Here is a 20,998-nt window from a genome sequence, read left to right as displayed (position 1 = left end):
GGCGGGTTTTCGTCGTTCCTGCGATGGTTCTCACTCTGGACCCGGTCCGCGACCGCTCCGTACATTGGACATTACGTCCAATAGATGCGCCGCGGAGGTCACATGGCTGGGATAGTGATCGTCGGCGCCGGCCTCGCCGGCGTCTGCATGGCCATCAAGCTCAAAGAAGCCGGCCACCACGACTTCGTCATCCTGGAGAAGGCCGGCGACCTGGGCGGCACCTGGCGCGACAACACCTATCCCGGATGCGCGTGCGACGTGCCGTCGCACATGTACTCCTACTCGTTCGACCTCAATCCGGACTGGTCGCGGATGTTCGCGCCGCAGCGGGAGATCCACGACTATCTGCGGTCATGCGCGGACAGGCACGGGGTCACCCCGCACATCCGGTACGCCAAGCACGTCACCGCCCTCGAGTACGACGACGCCCGCCGCGACTGGACGGTCACCACGGACGACGGCGCCACGCTGCGGGCGAACGCCGTGGTCTCCGCGATCGGCGCCCTGCACATCCCCAGATACCCCGAAATTTCGGGACGCGAGTCGTTCGCCGGACCGGCCATGCACTCCGCCTCCTGGGACCGTACCGTCGACCTGACCGGCAAGCGGGTCGCCGTCATCGGCACCGGCGCCTCCGCCGTACAGTTCGTCCCCCAGATCGCCCCCGTCACCCGCCAGCTCACCGTCTTCCAGCGCACGGCGCCCTGGCTGCACCCGAAACCCGATTTCGCCATCCCGCCCCGCGCCCGCGACGCCCTGCGCCTGCCCGGCATGGCGAGGACGCTGCGCACCGCCCTCTACTGGGCCCTGGAGTCACGCGCGCTCGGATTCGCCGTCGACCCGCGGCTGATGAAGGCGCACGAGAAGCTGGCGCTCAGGCACCTGGCAGCCCAGGTCCCCGACCCCGACCTGCGCCGCAGGCTCACCCCCGGCTACCTCATCGGCTGCAAGCGCATCCTGATCTCCAACGACTACTACCCGGCCCTGATGAGGGACGACGTCAACCTGGTCACCGACGAGATCACGCAGATCAGGCCGCACTCGATCGTGGACGCCGCCGGCCGCGAGCACCCCGCCGACGCGATCATCTACGGCACCGGCTTCCGGGTGCTGGACTCGCTCGCCGAGCAGCACATCGTCGGCAGGGGCGGCGTGAAGATCCAGGAAGCCTGGCAGCACGGCATCCAGACCTACTACGGCATCACCACCTCCGGCTTCCCCAACCTGTTCTTCCTGCTCGGCCCCAACACCGGCCTCGGGCACAACTCCGTCGCCTTCATGATCGAGTCGCAGGTGCGGTACGTGATCGGCTGCCTGCGCCTGCTGTCCAGGACCCGGGCCAGAGCCCTCGACGTCAGGCCGCAGGCGCAACGGGCGTTCGACCGGAGGTTGCGCGAACGGCTCGACCCGCTCGTGTGGAACGCGGGCGGCTGCCGATCCTGGTATCTGGACGAGCACGGAGTGAACAGGACGATCTGGCCGGGCTTCACCTTCGAGTACTGGGCGCGTACGCGGAAGGTGAAACCCGGCGCCTACCAGCTCATCTTCTAGCCGGCTGCACGACCATCGCGCTGCCGCCGCCCCGGCGGCTCGGCTCGGCCACGGCCTGGATCCGGCCCCTGCCGACGAACTCCAGCGCCGTCGCGGCGCCGATCTCCGGGTTGAGCGCGAAGCCGTGCCCCCTGGCCTCCAGCTCGGCCCCGTGCTCGTCCAGGAACGCCTGCTCGGCCTGCGTCTGCTCGGTGTTGCGCTGGGTGGCGCGCGGCGCGGCCAGCGCGTCCGGCAGGCTCATGCCGAACTCGTACCGGTTGACCAGGATCTGCAGCACGGTCGTGATGATGGTCGAGCCGCCCGGCGAGCCGGCCGCCAGCACCGGCCTGCCGTGGTCGAACACCAGCGTCGGCGCCATCGACGAGCGCGGCCGCTTGCCGGGGCCCGGCAGGTTCGGGTCGCCGGGCGCAGGGCCGAACGTGAAGTCGGTCAGCTCGTTGTTGAGCAGCACACCCCGCCCCGGCACGACGATGCCGTTGCCGCCGGTGGACTCGATGGTCAGGTTGTAGGCCACCACGTTGCCCCAGCGGTCGGCGACGACCAGATGAGTGGTCTCGGGGCCTTCCGTCGCGATCGGCGCGGCGCTGCCCGTAGGGTGCGGGCACGGCTCGTACTGGCCGTCAGGGCTGCCGGGCGCGGCCGGGTGCGCCATCGCCGTGTCGCCGATCCGGCAGGCCCGCTCCTTGGCGAAACCGTCCGACAACAACTGCTCCAGCGGCACGCCGGGGACGTCGCCGACGTACGCGCCGCGGTCGGCGAAGGCCAGCCTGGACGCCTCCAGATACTCGTGCAGGCCGACCTCGGGCAGCGCCTCCAGGATGTTGAGCGCCTCCCCGACCGTGGAGCCGCCGGAGGACGGCGGGGCCATGCCGTACACGTCCATGCCCCTGTAGGAGATCTTTGTGGGCTCGCGCAGCAGCGCCCGGTAGGCGCGCAGGTCGGACAGCTCCATCAGGCCGGGCCGGACGTCACGGGTGCTGCCGGGGGTGACCGGGGGGCGCTTGACGGTGGCCACGATCTCCTTGCCGAGCTGACCGCCGTACAACCAGCTGGGGCCGCGCCTGGCCAGCTCGCGGTACGTGGCCGCGAGCTCCGGATTCCTGAAAACCGAGCCGACGGGCGGCGGGGCGCCGTTCGGGAGGTACAGCTTGGCGGTGGAGGTGAAGTCCTTGAAGCGGCCGGCGTTGGCGGCGGTCTGGTCGTGGAAGGTCTGATCGACGACGAAGCCCTTCGACGCCACCTCGATGGCGGGGCGCAGCGCCTTGCCGAGCGACATCGTGCCGAACCTCCGCAGGGCGAGGTCCCAGTTCGCGACCGTGCCAGGCACTCCGGCGGACAGGCCGCTGGTGACGCCCTCCTCGAACGGGATGCCCTCCAGCGTCGTCGCGGTCATCGCCCGGGGCGCGGTCTCGCGGCCGTCGATCGTGAAGACCTTCCGCTTCCCGGCGTCGTAGTAGACCATGAAGCCGCCGCCGGCCAGGCCCGACGAGTACGGCTCCGTGACGCCGAGCACCGCGCCGGCGGCGACGGCGGCGTCCATGGCGTTGCCGCCCTTCCTGAGCACGGAGACGGCGGCCTTGGAGGCGTCGAGGTCGACGGTGGCCACGGCGCCGCCGTACCCCTCCGCGACCGGTACCTTCTGCTGGGGCCGGGCCGGCGCGGGCGCCGCCGGCACGAGCAGGACGAGGACTGTTGCTGCGGGAACGATCACTCGGCGCATGGTGTCCACGATGACCCAGGTACGCCCGTCGTGGTAGGGCCCCCTCACACGCAGGGATGATGCGCTGGTCAAAGCCTTGATCTAGCGTTGTTGACGTGCGCAGGAAGTACGGATTCGATCCCTACCTCGCCCTCATCGTGACCGCCGCCCAGTTCGTCATCGCGAAGGGCGCCTCCTGGGGGCAGCGGCTCTTCAGGGAGCCGCTCGACCCCTATGCCTACGGGCTTCTGCTGGTCGGGCCGATGGCGATCCTGCTGCACCGGCGTTTCCCGCTGCTCACGACCGCCGTCGCGCTGGCCGCCAACGACCTGTTCCTGATCGCCGGGTACGCCTACGGCCCCAGCTTCATCAGCCCGGCCGTCCTGCTGTTCCTGCTCGTCACGCGGGGCAGGCGGCTGATGGCCTGGACCATGGCGGCGGCGACGCTGGTGTCGTTCATCGCCTACGCCTGGCTGATGGGCAACCGCGACGTCCTGCACAGCGTGTGGATCCTGACCTTCATCATGCTGCTCATGGTGCTGGCCGAGCTGGTAAGGATCATCAGGGAACGCCGGGCCGAGCGCGAGCGCACGGCGGAGGAGGAGGCCAGGCGGCAGGCCAGCGAGGAGCGCCTGACCATGGCGCAGGAGCTGCACGACGTGCTCGCGCACAACATCTCCCTCATCCACGTCCAGGCCTCCACCGCGCTGCACCTCATCGACGCCAACCCCGAGCAGGCGAGGACCGCCCTGTCCACCATCAAGACGGCGTCGAAGGAGGTGCTCGGCGAGATGCGCTCGGTGCTGAACGTCCTGCGCGAGGGCGCCCCCCGTGCCCCCACCTCCGGGCTCGACCGCCTCGACGACCTGGTGGAGCGCTCCGGGGTGAAGGTGACGCTCGAACGCGTCGGCTCCCGGCCGCTGCCGTCCCAGGTGGAGCGGGCCGCGTACCGGATCGTGCAGGAGTCGCTCACCAACGCCGCCCGGCACGCCCCCGGCTCCGAGGTCTCCGTGCGCCTGGAATACGGCGAGCGCGAGCTGGTCGTCGCGGTGGCCGACACGGGCGCGACGGACGTCCCCCTCCTGTCCGAGGCCGGCAGCGGCAACGGCATCCCCGGCATGCGCGAGCGGGCCTCCGCCCTGGGCGGCACGCTGGTCGCAGGCCCGTCAGGCACCGGCTTCCAGGTCGAGGCCCGGCTCCCCCTACCTGAGGAGACCCCATGATCAAGGTGCTGCTGGCCGACGACCAGGCACTGGTGCGCGCGGGCTTCAAGGCGCTGCTCGACGCCCAGCCCGACATGACCGTGGTGGCCGAGGCCTCCGACGGCGCGGAGGCGGTGCGGCTGGCGGGCGAGCACCAGCCCGACGTGGTGCTGATGGACATCCGCATGCCGGGCACCGACGGGCTGACCGCCACCCGCCAGATGCCGCCGGGGCCGCACATCATCATCCTGACGACGTTCGAGCTGGACGAGTACGTCTTCGAGGCCCTGCGCGGTGGCGCCAGCGGCTTCCTGGTCAAGGACACCGAGCCGGCCGAGCTGATCCAGGCCGTCCGGGTGGTCGCGGCCGGCGAGGCGCTGCTGTCGCCCAGCGTGACCCGCCGCCTGATCGCGGAGTACGCCACCCGCGCCAAGGCCCCGGTCGCCGTGGACGGGCTCGACCAGCTCACCGAGCGCGAGCGGGAGGTGCTCGCCCTGGTGGGCACCGGCATGACCAACGACGAGATCGCGGCCAAGCTGTTCATGTCGCCGGCCACGGCCAAGACGCACGTGAGCCGGGCCATGATGAAGCTGCACGCCCGCGACCGCGCCCAGCTCGTCGTCATCGCCTACGAGTCCGGCCTGGTGAAGCCGGGCTGGGCCTGACTCAACTAGCCGAAATCGAATTAGGCTAACTGAGTTTTGGCTAACATGACTTTCATGGAGGTCACCAAACCGAGCGCGGTGTTCGATCGGGTCGACGAATGGAAAGATCTAGCCCACTTCGCCACCGATCTCACACCAGGTCTGCGCATCGGCGTTGTACGCGGACGCCGCCGTCACGGCAAGTCGTTCCTCCTGGAGCACCTGTGTGAAGCGGCGAGCGGGGTCTACACCGTGGCTCTCAGGCAGAGCAGAGCCGCGGCTCTGACACGATTCTCCGATTCTCTGTCACAAGCCCTCGGTTATCGCCTCGGCGCCTTTCCTGACTGGGTGACAGCGCTCGACACCGCGGTGGACGCCCTGTCAAGCAGAACAACAGGCCGTCCGCCGCTGCTGGTCATGGACGAGTTTCCGTATCTGGCGGATCATTCACCGGAACTGCCCTCCGCCATCCAGGCTCTCTACGACAAACGCGGACCTCGCAAGGGCTATCCGCCTTTCAAGCTCGTCCTGTGCGGCTCGGCGATCTCTATCATGTCCTCCCTGCTCGCGGGCGATCAGGCGCTGCGGGGAAGAGCGGTCCTCGACCTGCGCATCGGCCAGTTCCGCTTCCGAGACGCCGCGAAATACTGGGAAACAGACCCGCGGACCGCCTTCCTCATCGACGCGGTGCTGGGAGGCGCGCCGGGCTATCGCGACATTGTGGGCGATCCGCCGGAACCTGGCGAGGAAGGGCTTTTCCACTGGCTGGAGCGGACCATACTCAACCCATCACACGTTCTGTTCACCGAACCCGACTACCTCCTCGCGGAGGACCCCCGCATCCGTGACCGCGCCATCTACAACGCGATCTGGTGGGCGGTCGCCATGGGAGCGACTTCCCCCACCCAGATCGGCGGCCTGGTCGGCATGGAAGCCAAGGCCCTGACGTACCACCTGAACGTTATGAAAGACGGCGGCTTCCTCCGGCACGAGCAGGACCTCCTACGGCAGCGCCGCCCCACGATCACCATCGCCGACCCGACCGTGAGATTCCACAACCTGATCGTCCAGCCGAACGTCAGCGCCCTGGAGATGCGCCAGGCCGGGGTGGTGTGGGACCGGTCGCGCAAGACCTTCTCCGACAAGATCCTCGGTCCGCACTTCGAGGAAGCAGCCCGCACATGGGTTCGATGGCACGGCGCTGAGACAGGGCTGGACGACATCGGCCACGTCGGCACGACGGAGGTCGCCTGCAGGGAACACCGTGGCCACGAGGTGGACATCATGGCCGTCAGCCGGACGGCGCTGCCCCGGTCGAAAAGCGCGCGCATCACCCTGATCGGTGAAGCCAAGTGCACCAACAAGGCCCGTACGATGGCCGACCTCCACAGATTGCGGCACCTACGCGAGCTGCTCTTGTCGCTCGGCTGGGACGCTGGAGACGCCTCATTTGTGCTCTTCTCGCAGGACGGATTCTCCTCCGACCTGGAGACGGCCGCTTCGGACGGGCAGGTGCACCTCCTGGACCTCGAAACCATGTACGCGCTCTAAAGGGGTGAACCAGTGCGCGGCCGCCTCGCGTGACGAAATATGGTTGAACGCCGGGCCCGGCCCCTGACAGGGTCGGAGGATGCGGCGCACGTACGACGACCTCGTCCAGGAGGCGGCCGTCGTCTCCGTCGACGGCTGGGACTTCTCCTGGCTCGACGGCCGGGCCACCGAGGAGCGCCCTTCATGGGGCTACGCCAGGCTGCTCGGCGAGCGCCTGGCCACGGTCGGGTCGGTGCTCGACATCCAGACGGGCGGCGGCGAGATCCTGGCCGGGGTGCCCACGCTGCCGCCGGTCACCGTGGCCACCGAGTCGTGGCCGCCCAACCTCAAGCTGGCCGCCTCCCGGCTGCGCCGGCGCGGCGCCTGGGTGGTGGCCGACGACGAGGAGCCGCGCCTGCCGTTCGCGAGCAACGTCTTCGACCTGGTGACCAGCCGCCACCCCGTGCAGACGTGGTGGAAGGAGATCGCCCGCGTGCTGCGCCCCGGCGGCTCCTACCTCTCCCAGCAGGTCGGGCCCAGGAGCGTGTTCGAGCTCGCGGAGTTCTTCCTCGGCCCGCTCGACGGCTCGGCCCGCGACCCCGAGCAGGTCGGGCAGGAGGCCGAGGCCGCCGGGCTGGAAGTGGTCGATCTGCGGTCGGAGCGGCTGCGCATGGAGTTCCGCGACATCGGGGCGGTCGTCTACTTCCTGCGCAAGGTCATCTGGATCGTGCCGGGCTTCTCCGTCGAGCACCACCAGGAGAGGTTGCGCGCGCTGCACGACCGGATCGAAAGCGAAGGACCGTTCGTGGCCCACTCCGCCAGGTTCCTGATCGAAGCGAGGAAACGTCATGGCCAGACTGCGTGACGTGGTGGTCGACTGCCGGCACCCGGCCTCACTGGCGAGGTTCTGGGCGGCGGTGCTCGACGGCTACGCGGTGGCCCCCTACGACGAGGCCGAGCTCGCGCGGCTGCGCGCCGACGGGATCGACGACCCGGAGGACGACCCGACGGTGCTGGTCGAGGGCGGGCCGCCGCGGTTGTGGTTCCAGCACGTGCCGGAGCACAAGGTGGTCAAGAACCGCCTCCACCTCGACGTCGACTCCGACGACCCCGGCGCGGAGATCGACCGCCTCACCGAGCTGGGCGCCAGGGTGGTGGCCACCCACGACGACTGGGTGGTCATGGCCGACCCGGAGGGCAACGAGTTCTGCGTGTTCTGACCCCGGGCTCGTGGACGGAGAAGGCGCCGCGTACGGACGAGTGGGCCAGGTGAAGAGCCGTGCCCACCTTCGCGGTTCGCGGGACGAGCGGACCGGGCCGAGCGCCGCGCCTACTTCCTCGGGCGTACACCGGCCCGCCCTGAGCACTCCCTCGGGCGCAGGGGAAACAGGACCCGGCGTGCGATTCGCCGGACGGCCCCTTGGCGGATTCTGAAAGCAGCAAACCGTCAAGGAGGAGACTTGACTTCTCCCCCTCGTGGACGAGGGGGTTCCCACGGTCGCCCGTGAGGGTTCCTGTTTCACCGCCGGTTGCCCCGTCCGAGAGGACTCTCGTTGAGGTCTTACACCAGCTCCACAGGCGTTTCAGCTCTCCGCCAGCCCGGCGGCGAGCACGTTCTTCGCGGCGTTGACGTCCCTGTCGTGGGTCGCGCCGCAGGCGCAGGCCCACTCGCGGACGTTCAGCGGCATGGACTGGTGCAGGGTGCCGCACGTCGAGCACAGTTTGGAGGAGGGGAACCAGCGGTCCACCGCCACCAGCGTGCGCCCGTACCAGGCCGCCTTGTACTCCAGCATCATCCGCAGGTCACGCCAGGCCGCATCCGAGATGGCGCGGGCCAACGGGTGGTTCTTGACCATGTTGCGGACGGTCAGGTCTTCCACGGCGATCACTTGGTTCTCGCGAACAAGCCGTGTGGTGACCTTGTGCAGGTGGTCGCGTCTGCAGTCGGCGATCCGGGCGTACACCCTGGCGACGCGCAGCCGGGCCTTGGCCCGGTTGTTCGAGCCCTTCTCCTTACGGGCCAGCGCCCGCTGAGCGCGGGCAAGCTTGCGCCGGTCTCGCCGTTCGTAACGCGCGTTGGCGATCTTCTCTCCGGTGGAGAGCGTGGCCAGGGCGGTGATGCCCGCGTCCACGCCCACCGACGCCGCGACCGGCGACAGCGGACGGATCGCCTCCTCCACCAGGACGGCCACGAACCAGCGGCCCGCCGCGTCCCTCGACACCGTGACCGTGGACGGCTCGGCATCCTCGGGAAGGGGGCGCGACCACACGATGTTCAGCGGCGCGTCCATCTTCGCCAGCGTTAAGGCGCCGTCCCGCCAGCGGAACGCGCTACGCGTGTACTCCGCCGACAAGCGCGCCTTCTTCTTGCTCTTGAAGGTCGGGTACTTGGCCCGCTTGGCGAAGAAGTTCGCGAACGCGGCCTGCAGGTGGCGCAGGGCCTGCTGAAGCGGCACGGACGACACCTCGGACAGGAAGTCGTAGTCACCGCTGCGCTTCCACGCCGTCAGCGCTGCGGACGACTCCACGTAGGAGACGCGGCGGCCGTCCAGGGCGTAGGCGCGGGTGCGCTCTTCCAGCGCCTTGTTGTAGACCAGGCGGACGCAGCCGAACGTCCGGGCAAGCTCTTCGGCTTGCCCGGACGTCGGGTAGAAGCGGTACTTGTAGGCCCGCTTCACGATCTGCGCCACGCCTCACATTCTACCGTACGATCAGCTGAGAATAGTGCGGTAGTTCGATACGGCGGTCCGCCCGGCGGCCAATCACCTACCCCTGCCCTGCTCCGCAGGAGTCCGATTCCTCCCCCGCCTGAAGCTGAAGGCGGGGGTTTCCTTGGAGGTATCTGATGAACACCATCGCACTGCTGGTGCCCCACTGGGGCGGTTCCGGCGCGTTCTGGCCGATCATCCCGCCGTTCTGGGGCCTGTTCTGGGTCGGCGTCGTGGCGCTCGCCATCACCGCCCGGCGCAAGGGCTGGTGGGGCCCTCGGCAGGCTCACCCGGCCGGGCCCGCCGGATCTGCCGGGACTGCCGGGACTGCTGGGTCGCCCACCGCGTCCGCGGAGCGGATCCTCGCCGAGCGGTACGCCCGCGGCGAGATGGGCGACGACGAATACTACGAGAAGCTCTCCGTTCTCAAGGGCGGGGCATCGTAACTTGCTCCCCGGCCTGACCTCCGCAACCCGGGCCTTGCGTCGCTTCCACCCAAACGTCACCGCCGGTGCGACAACTGTCACTCGCCGCAAGCGGGGCGCCGGGTTACGTTGCGTGTACGGGCTTCGTAGGAAGTGGGGACGACAATGCGGTCCAGCACCGATTTCCGCCGTACGTTCGCCGGCCGCGCCGCGCTCGCCCGCTAGGCGTGAGCGCCGCCGCCCTGTTCGCCGGTGGGGTCGCCGCCGGGCTCGTGGCCGGCACCGCCTCGTGCACCGCCGCACAGGGTGGGCTGCTCATGGGGCTCGCCGACGGCCGCCACGGGCGCGATCCCGCGCTCGTGGCCTGGTTCCTGGCCGGCCGGCTGGCCTCCCACACGATCGCCGGCGCGCTGCTGGGGCTGCTCGGCTCGGCCGTCACCCTGCCGCCGCGGGCGCGGGCCGTGCTGCTCGTCGTGGCCGGCCTCACGGTGATCGTGTTCGCGATCCGGCTCATGCGGCGCGGGCACGCCGGCTGCGCGGCGGCCCCGTCGGAAGCCCTGTCGGAAGCCCCGTCGGAATCCGCGTCCGAGGCTTCGCCGAGGGCTCCGTTCGGGGTTCTGTCCAGGTACAAGGCGCCGCTGCTGGGCGCGGCCACAATCCTGGTGCCCTGCGGCGTGACGCTCGGCGTGGAACTGGTCGCGGTCTCCAGCGGGTCGCCGGTGGCGGGGGCGGCGGCCATGGCGGGGTTCGTCGTCGGTACGGCTCCGGCGTTCGCGCTGCTCGGCTACGTGCTGCGGCGGGTCTCCCGCACCCGGCTTGCCAGGCTGGCCGGGGTCGTCGCGATCTCCGCCGGGCTCTGGACCGCCGCCTCCGGGGTCAGCCTCGGCGGCTGGCTGCCCGCCCCCGACCCCGCACAGGCGGTCACCGGGCCGGGAGGCCAGACCGTCACGGTGTGGGCCACCCGCGACGGCTACCGCCCGGCGATCGTGTCGGCCCGCGCGGGCGTGCCCGTCGAGGTCGTCTTCAAGGTGGCCGAGCACGGCTGCACGGACACCGTCGTGATCGGCGGCCGTGACGTCGCGCTGCCAGCCACCGTACGCCTGCCGCCGCATCCACCGGGAAGCCTGCGCTACGTCTGTGGCATGGGCATGTACTCCGGGATCCTCACCTTCTCCTGAACCCGGTTCGCCGGCCTGCCCCGAGCGGTGCTGCCGGTCGCACCGCTCGGGGCCGTTGTTCTGTCGCTGGTCAGCATCCGTGGTCGCCGCCCCTTCATACGGGCATGGAGGAGCGACGATCAGCGACGCTGCCTCAGTCCAGGATGCTGAGCCCCCAGGGGTAGTTCGGGGGACCCACCGCATCGCAAGCCCACGCCTTCGCGCCTTGGGCCCCCACGTACGCCGCCCCCGCGTCGCGGCACTCCTGCCAGGTCATGTAGTAGCCCTCGCACCACCACACGGATGGCGATGACAGCCCGGCCGGCGCCACTCCGTCGCAGGCTGCAGCGGCGGCGGTTCCGGGGAAGGCCAGGCACAGCCCGGTCGCAGCCACGACGGCCGCGAGGATGCCTGTGGCGGTCCTCTTACGCATCATCGTCTTTCTCCCTTCGGGTGCGCTCCCGCCTTGTACGGAGCCGCTGTCCAGCTCCAGGAGTGAGCGGCGTTACTCTGTGCGATCTTCATCGTCATGCGCCCGGACAGACCGGGCCAGGGCCTCATGAGGACTTTCAGCGGACACAACGGCGCGACGAGAGACCGCGCCCCGGCGTTCACCCTGGAGCACTTGTCGGCGATTACGGTTCGCGATCGCGTGATCACGTGCCACTCTGTCGCCATGGCCTGGCAAGGAGAGGTGACGGCGCCGGCCGTACCGGCGCCACGGATGGGAGACGAGCACGAGCTGCTGGCCGCTGCGCGGGCGGGCGACGCGCAGGCCGCGCACCGGCTCGGCAGGCTCTACGCCCAGCACGGTGACCGCACGGCCGCCAAGCACTGGTGGGAGCGGGCGGCCGCGGGCGGCAACGTCGACAGCGCCTACAACCTGGGCATCTGGCACGAGAAGCACGGCAGCCTGGAGGAGGCCGTCTCCTGGTACGAGCTGGCCGCGAGCACCGGCGACGCCGAGGCCGCGGCCAACCTGGCGACGCTGCTGCTCGAACAGCGCGGCGACGCGGAGGCCGCCAGGGGCTGGTTCGAGGCCGCGGCGCGCGACGGGTCGAGGGCGGCCGCCCGCAGGCTCGCTCTGCTGTGCGAGGACTCGGGTGAGCTGGCGGCCGCCCGCGAATGGCACCGCCAGGCAGCCGCCGACGGCGACGTGGCCTCGGCGCACGACCTGGGGTTCCTGGCCTATTCCGCGGGCGACGACGAGGAGACCGTGCACTGGTGGGAGCGCGGGGCCAGGGGCGGCCACGCCGAGTCGGCGCACTGCATGGGTCTTTACCTGCACGCCAGCCGCGACCCCGAGGGGGCGGAGGGCTACTACCGGCTGGCCGCCAAGCACGAGCACGCCGGCTCCTCGTCCCGGCTCGGCGGTCTCGCGCTGTCCCGGGGCGACCTGCGTACGGCCCGCGCCTGGTTCGAGCGGGCGGCGGGCGCCGGGCGGGTGGAGGACCAGCGGATGGCCGGGTTCGTCTGCGTGGAGCTGGGCGACAACGCGGCGGCCAGCCACTGGTTCGGCCGGGCGGCGGCGGGCGGCGACCCGGAGTCGGCCTACGACTACGCGCTGCTGCTCATCGCCGAGTTCGGCGATCTGTCGGGCGGGCAGCACTGGTTCAGGCAGGCGGCGCTGGCCGGGCACCACGCGGCCGCGGTCGAGCTGGGCGGGCTGCTGTCGGTGGCGGGGGAGCACGGCGAGGCGCGCGAGTGGCTGTCCGACCCGCCGCCGCCGGCCTGGGGCCGGTCCGCCGAGCCGGAGCTGACGGCTCGGGCGGAGCTGGCCTCGGCCGCCACCGGGCGCAGGGGCGGTGTGCCGCTGGACGTGGCGGACCTGGCGGAGGTGCTGGGCACGTGGGATCTGGTGACCCGGCCGCTGCACGACCATTCCGAGGTGGTCGGGTGGCTGGTGGAGCGGAGCGGGGTGCACGTGAGCGCGATCGAGCACCTGGCTTCGGTGCGCGGCACGCTGCTGCGTCCCGGCAGCGCCCCGTGGCCGAGCCCGGGCGAGCTCCGGCACGTCCTGGCCACCGCGCGCGACCTGCGCAGGCGGTTGGGAGTGCGCTGAGCGGCCGGGGCCGGAACCCGGGTGCGATGGTCAGCGCCGGCCGGGGTGGATTCCGGTGCGGTGGTCAGCGCTGGCCGAGGTGGAACTGGTGGCCTTCGTCGTCCTTGAAGACGGCCGACCAGCCCCACGGCTGGTGTTGCGGCTCGGTGACGAACTCGACGCCGCGCGCCACGAGCTCCTGGTGTGTCCTGACGATGTCGTCCGCCTGGAACAACACGTAGTGGGGCATGCCCGTGGCCGGCGCGGGCCAGGCGGGGTCGGCCTTGATGAGGACCAGCCGGGCGCCCCCGTCGGGCGGCTGGACCTCGATCCAGCGGTCGTCGCCGTAGGGCATGTCGGTGGTGACCGTGAAACCCATCTTGCCGGTCCAGAAGTCGACCGCTCGCTGCTGGTCACCGACGTAGAGGGTGACCTGGCTGATGGAGAGCGCCATTATACCTCCCTGGTTGTATCCACGACGGATATAACCAGAGTGGTGCTATGGTGTCAATCATGCTCACCGCCGCCGGCTTCCACGTGCTCCTGGCACTGGCCGGCGGCCGCGGGCACGGCTACGCGGTGATGCGGTTCGTCGAGGAGATCAGCGGTGGCGCGGTCAGGCTCGGGCCCGGCACGCTCTACCGCACCATCAACCGGCTGGTGGCCGACGGGCTGGTTGAGGAGGTCGACGCCGGAGACCCGGCCGCGCCCCACGACGCCAGAAGGCGCTACTACCAACTGACCCCGCAAGGTGTGCGGGCCGCACGGGACGAGGCAGAGCTGATGTCACGCCTGGTGACGGCCGCGAGAGAGGCAGGGCTGGTCACATGACGTCGCTACGGCCGCAAGGGCTGTGCCCGCACCTGTTCGTGCGCGACGCGGAGGCGGCGATCGGGTTCTACCGGGAGGGCCTCGGCGCGGTCGAGGTGTTCCGCAACACGCTGTCCGACGGGACGATCCTCTTCGTCGAGCTCCAGCTCGGCGCCGGACGGCTGCTGGTGAGCGAGGAGACCCCGGCCTTCGGCGCGCCGGCGCCGCCGACGCTGGGCGGCAGCCCCGTGTTGATCCTGCTGGAGGTCGACGACCCCGACGCGGTGGCCGAGCAGGCGATCGGCGCCGGGGCCGAGGTGGAGATGCCGGTGGGCGAGATGTTCTGGGGCGAGCGGTACGGCGTGCTCCGCGACCCCTTCGGCCACCGCTGGGCCGTGACGACCGCCAGGGAGCAGCTCACCCCCGAGGAGATCGTGCGCAGCACGACGTACCGCGTGGACGGCTAGACGACTTCGGTCACCGGCGTGTACGCCAGCCCGAGCGCCTCCGCCACCGGCTGGTTCGTCAGCCGGCCGCCCTGCGTGTTGAGCCCGCCCGCGAGCCCCGCGTCGGCCTTGACGGCCTCCCGCCAGCCCATGTTCGCCAGCTTGACCGCGTACGGGAGGGTCGCGTTGGTGAGGGCGTAGGTGGAGGTGTTGGCGACGGAGCCCGGCATGTTGGCCACGCAGTAGAAGACCGAGTCGTGCACCGGGTAGGTGGGCTCGGCGTGCGTGGTCGGGCGCGAGTCCTCGAAGCAGCCGCCCTGGTCGATGGCGATGTCGACGAGCACCGAGCCCGGTTTCATGCGGGACACGAGGTCGTTGGAGACGAGCGTCGGGGCCTTGGCGCCGGGGATCAGCACCGCGCCGATGACCAGGTCGGCCTGCAGGACCTCCCGCTCGATCGCGTACGACGTCGAGACCAGCGTCTTGAGCCGGCCCTGGTAGATGGCGTCGACGAAGCGGAGCCGGTCGACGTTGGTGTCGAGCACGGTCACGTCGGCGCCCATGCCGACGGCGATCTGGGCGGCGTTCAGCCCCGACACGCCGCCGCCGATCACGACCACCTTGGCCGGGGCCACGCCGGGCACTCCGCCCGGCAGGACGCCGCGGCCGCCGTTGAAGCGCATCAGGTTGTACGCGCCCACCTGCGGCGCGAGGCGGCCGGCGACCTCGGACATCGGGGCGAGCAGCGGCAGCGCCCCGCCGACCTGCACCGTCTCGTAGGCGATCCCCGTGGTCCTCGCCTTGAGCAGGGCGTCGGTGCAGGGGCGGGAGGCGGCCAGGTGCAGGTACGTGAACAGCACCAGCCCGTCGCGCAGCCGGTGGTACTCCTCGGCGACCGGCTCCTTCACCTTGAGCACCAGGCTCGCCTCGCCCCACACCGCGTCGGCGCTGTCGACGATCTTGGCGCCCGCCGCGAGATATTCCTCGTCCGTGATGGACGAGCCCAGACCCGCACCCTGCTGGACGGTGACGTCGTGGCCGTTGCGCACGAGTTCGTGAACGCCCGCGGGGGTCGCCGCGACCCGATATTCGTGGTTCTTGACCTCGGCGGGAACGCCGATCTTCATCCGTGGATCCTTTCGCGCGCCGGCACGTCGTACCGGATGGTGTGACGGCGAGCGGCCCCTAGAGGCGCGCCCATGCTTCGGTGAGCACGTTGCGGAGGATGGACCCGATCTCGGCGAACTCCTCGGGTCCGGCGATCAGCGGGGGCGCCAACTGGATGACGGGGTCGCCGCGGTCGTCGGCCCGGCAGTAGAGGCCGGCTTCGTACAGCGCCCTGGACAGGAAGCCGCGCAGCAGCCGCTCCGACTCCTCGGCGTCGAACGTCTCCTTGGTGGTCTTGTCCTTGACCAGTTCGATGCCCCAGAAGTAGCCGGAGCCGCGCACGTCGCCGACGATCGGGAGGTCGCGCAGCCCTTCGAGGGTCTCCTTGAACAGCGGCTCGTTCCTGGTGACGTGGCCGAGCAGGTCTTCGCGTTCGAAGATGTCGAGGTTGGCCAGCGCGACGGCGGCGGAGACGGGGTGGCCGCCGAAGGTGTAGCCGTGCGCGAACATGGTGTCGCCGCCCTTGAAGGGCTCGAACAGCCGCTCGTGCGCGATCATGGCACCGATGGGCGAGTAGCCGCTGGTCAGGCCCTTGGCACAGGTGATGATGTCCGGCACGTAGTCGAACTTCTGGCCGCCGAACATGGTGCCGAGCCGGCCGAACGCGCAGATGACCTCGTCGGAGACGAGCAGCACGTCGTACTCGTCGCAGATCTCGCGCAGGCGCTGGAAGTAGCCGGGGGCGGGAGGGAAGCAGCCGCCGGCGTTCTGCACGGGCTCGGCGAAGACGGCGGCCACCGTGTCGGGGCCCTCCATCTCGATGGCGCGGGCCACGCGCTCGGCGGCCCAGAAGCCGTACTCCTCGGGGGTCATGCCCTTGACGCCGGTGATCTCGTCGGCGCGGTAGTGGTTGGTGTTGGGCACCCTGATGGAGCCGGGCACGAGCGGCTCGAACATCTCCTTGAACGCCGGGATGCCGGTGATCGACAGGGCGCCCTGCGGGGTGCCGTGGTAGGCGATCTGGCGGCTGATGACCTTGTGCTTGAGCGGCTTGCCGACGAGCTTGAAGTACTGCTTGGCGAGCTTCCATGCGGATTCGACCGCTTCGCCGCCCCCGGTGGTGAAGAAGACGCGGTCGAGCTCGCCGGGGGTGTGGGAGGCCAGGCGCTGGGCCAGCTCCGCCGCCTTGGGGTGGGCGTAGGACCACAGCGGGAAGAACGCGAGCTCCTGGGCCTGCTTGGCGGCGGCCTCGGCGAGCTCCTGGCGCCCGTGCCCGGCCTGGACCACGAACAGCCCGGCCAGACCGTCGAGATAGCGCTTGCCGTGGATGTCGTAGATGTAGGAGCCCTCACCCCGGACGATGGTCGGGATCTCGGACTGCTGGTAGGAGCTGTGCCTGGTGAAGTGCAACCACAGATGGTCTTGCGCGGCCTTGAGGACGTCGTTTTCCGGCTGCGTCATGGCTATCTTCCCTCGTGTCTGACTTCCCACAGTTTGCCTGTTCACCTGATGCTTGCCAAGCGAATCGGTCGCGACACTCTGCAAGAAAATCGAGATCCGCAGAACCGCTCTGTAACAGCAACGAAATCCGTACACCTGCCGCAGTGGCTCAGCGCGGTCAGCGCGTCACGGAACCTCGTATCCTCGCTCCATGACGGCAAAGCGCCTGTCACCCTGTAGAACTGTTCGAGAAATCTCTGTGAGAACGACCCCCGAGGGAACCGTCCGTGACTCCTGACCAGATAGAAAGCGCTGTCGCCGCCGCGATGCCCCAAGGCGTCGAGGAGCTCAAGCGGCTCGCCGCCATCCCTTCCGTGGCCTTCCCCGGGCATCCGGAGGAGCCGGTGCGCGCCGCCGCCGCGCTGACGGAGGAACTGCTGCGTTCCGCCGGTCTGCCGCGCGTCCAGCAGGTGCAGGTGGAGGGAAGCTTCCCCGCGGTCTACGGCGAGGCGCCCGCACCGCCCGGCGCGCCCACCGTCCTGCTCTACGCCCACTACGACGTGCAGCCCGCCGGTGACCTGAAGGCGTGGCGCACCCCGCCGTTCGAGCCGACCCTGATCGACGGCCGCCTGTACGGGCGCGGCTGCGCCGACGACAAATCCGGCATCATCTCCCACGTCACCGCCCTGCGCGCCTTCCACGGCCGGTTCCCTGTGGGCATCAAGGTCATCATCGAGGGCCAGGAGGAATACGCGGGCGAGCGCCTGGAGGCGTTCGTCGAGCAGAATCCCGAGCTGCTGCGGGCCGACGCCATCGTGGTGGCCGACACCGGCAACCCGCGCGTGGGCGACGCCTCGGTCACGACGTCGCTGCGCGGCATGGCCGCCTTCACCGTCGAGGTCCGCACGCTGCGCGAGGCCCTGCACAGCGGATCGTTCGGCGGCGCCGCCCCCGACGCGCTGGCGGCCCTGATGCGCATGCTGACCGCGCTGCACGGCGACAACGGCGACGTCCGGGTGCCGGGCCTGCCCAGGGGCAACTTCTTCGGCCAGGGGCCGTCGGAGGAGGAGTTCCGGCAGACCGCAGGGGTGCTCGACGGGGTCTCCCTGGTGGGCTCAGGCTCGCTGGCCGACCGCCTGTGGTCGTCCTACTCGATCACCGTGACGGGCATGGACGTGCCGACGGTGTCGGGCGCGGTCAACGCCGTGCAGCCGGTCGCCAGGGCCAGGGTGACGCTCCGCATCCCGCCGGCCGGCGACCCGAGGACGACGGTCAGCGCGGTGACGGAGTTCCTGCGGCAGGTGGCGCCGTGGGGCGTGCAGGTGACGTTCGGCGACGTCGTCGTGGGCTCCGGCTTCCAGGCCGACTCCGGCGGCAAGGCCAGGTCGGCGCTCAACCGGGCGATGGAGCGCGCCTTCGGCCGCCCGCCGCGCGACGTGGGCGCGGGCGGGTCGATCCCGCTGGTCAACACGCTGCTGAAGCAGTACCCCGCGGCGGAGATCCTGCTGTTCGGCGCGGAGGACGAGGACGCCGCCATCCACGCGCCCAACGAGCGGGTCGACCTGGAGGAGCTCCGCCGCGTCGCCACCGCGGAGGCGCTGTTCCTGCACGAGCTGAGCCTCCCGTCGGCGCTCGGCGTCTAGGAGGGGCTCTCGCCGGTCGTTCCTAGGTCGGGGCGAACATGCGGGGGCGGGCGTGCAGGACCACGACGCTCGGCCCCGGCTCGGCCAGGGAGCCGGCGAGCTCCTTGGCCAGGGAACCGGGCGTCGCGTCGCGGGCCGCGACCCCGAACGACGCGGCCAGGCGGGCGAAGTCCGGCCTGGCCAGTTCGGTGCCGGTAGGCGTGCCGAACGCGCCGGTCATGTACTCCCGCAGGATGCCGTAGCCACCGTCGTCGACGATCAGCCAGGTGACGTCCAGGCCGTGCTGGCGCATGGTGGCGAGTTCCGCCAGGCCGTACATCGCGCCGCCGTCGCCCGAGATCGCCAGCGTGCGCTGTCCCGAGGCCGCCGCGCCGACCGCGGCGGGCAGCGCGTATCCGAGGCCGCCGGCGCCCTGCGCCGACCACATGTGGCCGGGGAAGGCCGACCACGCCCAGTAGGTGAGGATGGTCATGTCCCAGAACGCCGGCACGCCGGACGGGATCGCCTCCAGCAGCGCGAACTCCTGCTCGTGGCCGGCGAGCCGGTCGCGCACCCGCCGCAGCACGTCCGCCACGGCCGCTTCCGCGCGCCCGTCGCCCTCCCTGGGCCGCACCGCCGCGGCGAACGCGCCCAGCGTCGCCTTCGCATCTCCGTGCACGGCGAGCGAACCGCTCGTGTTGGCCTCCAGCTTTCCCGGATCGGCCTCGATGTGGACGACGCGCCCCCGCGGGCGCATCGTGTGGTAGTTGCTGGACAGCTCCCCCAGCCCCGAACCCGCGACCAGCAGCACGTCCGCCTCCTCAAGGAACTCGGTGACGAAGCGGTCCTCCAGCCACGACTGCAGCGACAGCGGGTGCTCGCGGGGGAAGACCGCTTTCGCGGCGAACGTGGTGGCCACCGGCGCGCGCAGCCGCTCGGCCAGGGCGAGGAGCTCCGGCCCCGCCCCTGACAGGTTGACCCCGCCGCCGGCCAGGATGACGGGGTTCGACGCGGAGTCGAGCGCCTGTACGGCCTGCCGTACCAGCTCGGCACGGGGCTGCGGCGTGCGCGGGCACACGCTCGGGCCGGCCACCACCGGGACGTCCGTGGGCGCGAGCAGGACGTCCTGCGGGATCTCCACCCACGCGGGGCCCTGCGGCACGCTGAGCGCCGCCTCCCAGGCCTGGGCCAGGGCGGACGGGATCTGCGAGGCCGCCCGCACGACCTGGACCGACGTGGCCACGCCGCGGAAGGAAGCCGCCTGGTCGGGGAGCTCGTGGAGGTATCCCTTCCTGCGGCCGCCCAGCCCGTCGGACGGGATCTGGCTGGAGATCCCGACCACCGGGGCGCAGGCCAGGCGCGACTCCATCAGGGCGGGCAGGGTCGCCAGCGCACCGGGGCCGGTGGAGACCAGGAACGGGGTCGCCGTCCCGGTGGCCCGGGCATGGCCGTCGGCCGCGAAGGCGACGCCCAGTTCGGTGCGGCATCCGACGTAGCGCAGCGGGGAGCGGCGCAGGGCGTCGAACATGGCGAGCGCGTGCTGGCCCGGCTCGCCGAACACGGTGGTGGCGCCGAGCGCGGCCAGGGTCTCGGCGACCAGGTCTCCCCCGGTTCTCATGTCCGTTTCCCCAGCGCGAACAGGCTGATCAGGTCGTAGGCGACGTGCGCGGCGGCGACCGAGGTGATCTCGGCGTGGTCGTAGGCGGGGGCCACCTCCACCACGTCGGCGCCGACCAGGTTGCAGCCCGACAGCCCGCGCAGGATCTCCAGCAGCTCGCGGCTGGTCAGGCCGCCCGCCTCCGGGGTGCCCGTGCCCGGGGCGTGGGCGGGGTCGAGCGCGTCGATGTCGACGGAGATGTAGAGCGGCCGGTCGCCGATCCGCTGGCGCAGGGCGTCGGCGATCTCGTCGGGGCCGCGCCGCATGACGTCGGCCGAGGTGACGATGCCGAAGCCGAGCCTGCGGTCCTCGGCCAGGTCGGCCTTGCCGTACAGCGGTCCTCTGGTGCCGACGTGGCTGAGTGCCTCGGTGTCGAGGATGCCCTCCTCCACCGCGCGGCGGAACGGCGTGCCGTGCGTGTACTCGGCCCCGAAGTAGGTGTCCCAGGTGTCCAGGTGGGCGTCGAAGTGCAGCAGCGCCGGCGGCCCGTGCTTGCGGTGCACGTCACGCAGGAGCGGCAGCGCGATGGTGTGGTCGCCCCCGATGGTGACCAGCTTGGCGTCGAACCCCCCGGCGGCCTGCTCGATCGTGTCGATGGCCTGGCCGATGTCGAACGGGTTGCAGGCGATGTCCCCGGCGTCGGCGACCTGCAGGTCGGCGAACGGAGAGACGTCCAGCGCGGGGTTGTAGGGCCTGATCAGCTTGCTGCCCTGGCGCACCGCGGCCGGGCCGAAGCGGGCGCCGGAACGGTAGGAGACCCCGCTGTCGAACGGCACGCCCACGATCGCGACATCCGCCCGCTCCACCTGGTCGAGGCGGGGCAACCGGGCATAGGTGTCGGGACCTGCGAAGCGTGGGACCTGCGAGGCGTCGACGGGTCCCTGAAACATGAAACTCCCTCGTTAACGGCATATTTCTGCTTAAGAGGTGCTATTGACACCCCTGGCAACGCAGACCAC

Annotated in this window: 19 protein-coding genes and 1 pseudogene; 12 read left to right on the top strand and 8 right to left on the bottom strand. The window is 70.8% G+C overall.

Features of this window, described 5'->3' with window-relative positions; genetic code table 11:
- The first annotated feature begins 102 nt into the window (after window positions 1-102).
- Window positions 103-1,551, top strand: coding sequence for an NAD(P)/FAD-dependent oxidoreductase (locus tag ABGB14_RS10555; protein ID WP_347643404.1), 1,449 nt, complete (start codon window positions 103-105; stop codon window positions 1,549-1,551).
- On the opposite strand, the gene ggt is transcribed toward ABGB14_RS10555, so the two are convergent.
- Window positions 1,541-3,319 (bottom strand): gamma-glutamyltransferase, encoded by a 1,779-nt coding sequence (ggt, locus tag ABGB14_RS10550; protein WP_347643403.1) that lies wholly within the window; start codon window positions 3,317-3,319, stop codon window positions 1,541-1,543. The two genes, ABGB14_RS10555 and ggt, sit on opposite strands and share 11 nt — an antisense overlap.
- A gap of 47 nt (window positions 3,320-3,366) precedes the next feature.
- On the opposite strand from ggt, the gene ABGB14_RS10545 reads away from it, so the two are divergent.
- From ABGB14_RS10545 to ABGB14_RS10525, 5 genes are all read left to right on the top strand, one after another.
- Window positions 3,367-4,473 (top strand): histidine kinase, encoded by a 1,107-nt coding sequence (locus tag ABGB14_RS10545; protein ID WP_347643402.1) that lies wholly within the window; start codon window positions 3,367-3,369, stop codon window positions 4,471-4,473.
- On the top strand, window positions 4,470-5,117 hold the full coding sequence (locus ABGB14_RS10540; RefSeq protein ID WP_347616335.1) for a response regulator transcription factor: 648 nt from the start codon (window positions 4,470-4,472) through the stop codon (window positions 5,115-5,117). Before ABGB14_RS10545 ends, ABGB14_RS10540 begins: the two co-directional genes overlap by 4 nt.
- 54 nt (window positions 5,118-5,171) lie before the next feature.
- Window positions 5,172-6,647, top strand: a complete 1,476-nt coding sequence (locus ABGB14_RS10535; protein WP_347643401.1) for an ATP-binding protein — start codon at window positions 5,172-5,174, stop codon at window positions 6,645-6,647.
- A 79-nt stretch (window positions 6,648-6,726) separates the two neighbouring features.
- Window positions 6,727-7,491, top strand: coding sequence for a class I SAM-dependent methyltransferase (locus ABGB14_RS10530; protein WP_347643400.1), 765 nt, complete (start codon window positions 6,727-6,729; stop codon window positions 7,489-7,491).
- On the top strand, window positions 7,475-7,846 hold the full coding sequence (locus ABGB14_RS10525; RefSeq protein WP_347643399.1) for a VOC family protein: 372 nt from the start codon (window positions 7,475-7,477) through the stop codon (window positions 7,844-7,846). The genes ABGB14_RS10530 and ABGB14_RS10525 overlap by 17 nt, the downstream gene beginning before the upstream one ends.
- Window positions 7,847-8,137: 291 nt before the next feature.
- On the opposite strand, the pseudogene ABGB14_RS10520 reads toward ABGB14_RS10525, so the two are convergent.
- Window positions 8,138-9,316 (bottom strand): annotated as a pseudogene (locus ABGB14_RS10520) (RNA-guided endonuclease TnpB family protein); the annotation flags it as partial.
- 155 nt (window positions 9,317-9,471) lie between these two features.
- Between ABGB14_RS10520 and ABGB14_RS10515 the strand changes: the two are divergent.
- Together ABGB14_RS10515 and ABGB14_RS10510 are read left to right on the top strand one after the other, a co-directional pair.
- Window positions 9,472-9,780: an SHOCT domain-containing protein gene (locus tag ABGB14_RS10515; protein ID WP_347643398.1), complete on the top strand. Its 309-nt coding sequence runs from the start codon at window positions 9,472-9,474 to the stop codon at window positions 9,778-9,780.
- Window positions 9,781-9,986: 206 nt separating this feature from the next.
- Window positions 9,987-10,937 (top strand): sulfite exporter TauE/SafE family protein, encoded by a 951-nt coding sequence (locus tag ABGB14_RS10510; RefSeq protein WP_347643397.1) that lies wholly within the window; start codon window positions 9,987-9,989, stop codon window positions 10,935-10,937.
- Window positions 10,938-11,070: 133 nt separating this feature from the next.
- Here ABGB14_RS10510 and ABGB14_RS10505 read toward each other — a convergent pair whose 3' ends face one another.
- The gene (locus ABGB14_RS10505) at window positions 11,071-11,352 is read right to left on the bottom strand and encodes a hypothetical protein (protein ID WP_347643396.1); all 282 of its coding nucleotides are present in this window, start codon (window positions 11,350-11,352) and stop codon (window positions 11,071-11,073) included.
- 240 nt (window positions 11,353-11,592) lie between these two features.
- On the opposite strand from ABGB14_RS10505, the gene ABGB14_RS10500 reads away from it, so the two are divergent.
- Complete coding sequence (locus ABGB14_RS10500; RefSeq protein WP_347643395.1) at window positions 11,593-12,978, top strand: sel1 repeat family protein; 1,386 nt, start codon at window positions 11,593-11,595, stop codon at window positions 12,976-12,978.
- A gap of 64 nt (window positions 12,979-13,042) precedes the next feature.
- Here ABGB14_RS10500 and ABGB14_RS10495 read toward each other — a convergent pair whose 3' ends face one another.
- Window positions 13,043-13,411 carry a VOC family protein gene (locus ABGB14_RS10495; RefSeq protein WP_347643394.1) on the bottom strand — a complete coding sequence of 123 codons (369 nt, stop codon included), beginning with the start codon at window positions 13,409-13,411 and terminating at the stop codon, window positions 13,043-13,045.
- Between the two features lie 59 nt (window positions 13,412-13,470).
- On the opposite strand from ABGB14_RS10495, the gene ABGB14_RS10490 reads away from it, so the two are divergent.
- Together ABGB14_RS10490 and ABGB14_RS10485 are read left to right on the top strand one after the other, a co-directional pair.
- Window positions 13,471-13,788 carry a PadR family transcriptional regulator gene (locus ABGB14_RS10490; RefSeq protein WP_347643393.1) on the top strand — a complete coding sequence of 106 codons (318 nt, stop codon included), beginning with the start codon at window positions 13,471-13,473 and terminating at the stop codon, window positions 13,786-13,788.
- Window positions 13,785-14,234 (top strand): VOC family protein, encoded by a 450-nt coding sequence (locus ABGB14_RS10485; RefSeq protein WP_347643392.1) that lies wholly within the window; start codon window positions 13,785-13,787, stop codon window positions 14,232-14,234. The genes ABGB14_RS10490 and ABGB14_RS10485 overlap by 4 nt, the downstream gene beginning before the upstream one ends.
- On the opposite strand, the gene ald is transcribed toward ABGB14_RS10485, so the two are convergent.
- On the bottom strand, window positions 14,231-15,340 hold the full coding sequence (gene ald / locus ABGB14_RS10480) for an alanine dehydrogenase (protein WP_347643391.1): 1,110 nt from the start codon (window positions 15,338-15,340) through the stop codon (window positions 14,231-14,233). The genes ABGB14_RS10485 and ald overlap by 4 nt on opposite strands.
- A 58-nt stretch (window positions 15,341-15,398) precedes the next feature.
- Window positions 15,399-16,781, bottom strand: coding sequence for an aspartate aminotransferase family protein (locus ABGB14_RS10475; RefSeq protein ID WP_347643390.1), 1,383 nt, complete (start codon window positions 16,779-16,781; stop codon window positions 15,399-15,401).
- Window positions 16,782-17,047: 266 nt separating this feature from the next.
- Here ABGB14_RS10475 and ABGB14_RS10470 point away from each other — a divergent pair, with 266 nt between their 5' ends.
- Entirely contained in the window at window positions 17,048-18,403 is a 1,356-nt protein-coding gene (locus ABGB14_RS10470) for a dipeptidase (protein WP_347643389.1), read from the top strand.
- A 22-nt stretch (window positions 18,404-18,425) separates the two neighbouring features.
- Here ABGB14_RS10470 and ABGB14_RS10465 read toward each other — a convergent pair whose 3' ends face one another.
- Together ABGB14_RS10465 and speB are read right to left on the bottom strand one after the other, a co-directional pair.
- Complete coding sequence (locus tag ABGB14_RS10465; protein ID WP_347643388.1) at window positions 18,426-20,000, bottom strand: thiamine pyrophosphate-binding protein; 1,575 nt, start codon at window positions 19,998-20,000, stop codon at window positions 18,426-18,428.
- Entirely contained in the window at window positions 19,997-20,929 is a 933-nt protein-coding gene (speB, locus tag ABGB14_RS10460; RefSeq protein WP_347643387.1) for an agmatinase, read from the bottom strand. Before speB ends, ABGB14_RS10465 begins: the two co-directional genes overlap by 4 nt.
- Between the last annotated feature and the right edge of the window lie 69 nt (window positions 20,930-20,998).

Source organism: Nonomuraea sp. B10E15 (genome assembly GCF_039871615.1).
Taxonomy (GTDB): domain Bacteria; phylum Actinomycetota; class Actinomycetes; order Streptosporangiales; family Streptosporangiaceae; genus Nonomuraea.
Note: the sequence above shows the minus strand (reverse complement) of the source record. Positions and strands in the feature narration are given on the sequence as shown.

Excerpts from the sequence above, each read along its gene's own strand:
- ABGB14_RS10505 (WP_347643396.1), bottom strand. The coding sequence starts at position 11,352 with ATGATGCGTAAGAGGACCGCCACAGGCATCCTCGCGGCCGTCGTGGCT.
- ABGB14_RS10535 (WP_347643401.1), top strand. The coding sequence starts at position 5,172 with ATGGAGGTCACCAAACCGAGCGCGGTGTTCGATCGGGTCGACGAATGG.
- speB (WP_347643387.1), bottom strand. The coding sequence starts at position 20,929 with ATGTTTCAGGGACCCGTCGACGCCTCGCAGGTCCCACGCTTCGCAGGT.
- ABGB14_RS10555 (WP_347643404.1), top strand. The coding sequence starts at position 103 with ATGGCTGGGATAGTGATCGTCGGCGCCGGCCTCGCCGGCGTCTGCATG.
- ABGB14_RS10540 (WP_347616335.1), top strand. The coding sequence starts at position 4,470 with ATGATCAAGGTGCTGCTGGCCGACGACCAGGCACTGGTGCGCGCGGGC.
- ald (WP_347643391.1), bottom strand. The coding sequence starts at position 15,340 with ATGAAGATCGGCGTTCCCGCCGAGGTCAAGAACCACGAATATCGGGTC.
- ABGB14_RS10495 (WP_347643394.1), bottom strand. The coding sequence starts at position 13,411 with ATGGCGCTCTCCATCAGCCAGGTCACCCTCTACGTCGGTGACCAGCAG.
- ABGB14_RS10475 (WP_347643390.1), bottom strand. The coding sequence starts at position 16,781 with ATGACGCAGCCGGAAAACGACGTCCTCAAGGCCGCGCAAGACCATCTG.
- ABGB14_RS10465 (WP_347643388.1), bottom strand. The coding sequence starts at position 20,000 with ATGAGAACCGGGGGAGACCTGGTCGCCGAGACCCTGGCCGCGCTCGGC.
- ABGB14_RS10500 (WP_347643395.1), top strand. The coding sequence starts at position 11,593 with ATGGCCTGGCAAGGAGAGGTGACGGCGCCGGCCGTACCGGCGCCACGG.
- ABGB14_RS10490 (WP_347643393.1), top strand. The coding sequence starts at position 13,471 with ATGCTCACCGCCGCCGGCTTCCACGTGCTCCTGGCACTGGCCGGCGGC.
- ABGB14_RS10525 (WP_347643399.1), top strand. The coding sequence starts at position 7,475 with ATGGCCAGACTGCGTGACGTGGTGGTCGACTGCCGGCACCCGGCCTCA.
- ABGB14_RS10515 (WP_347643398.1), top strand. The coding sequence starts at position 9,472 with ATGAACACCATCGCACTGCTGGTGCCCCACTGGGGCGGTTCCGGCGCG.
- ABGB14_RS10530 (WP_347643400.1), top strand. The coding sequence starts at position 6,727 with ATGCGGCGCACGTACGACGACCTCGTCCAGGAGGCGGCCGTCGTCTCC.
- ABGB14_RS10485 (WP_347643392.1), top strand. The coding sequence starts at position 13,785 with ATGACGTCGCTACGGCCGCAAGGGCTGTGCCCGCACCTGTTCGTGCGC.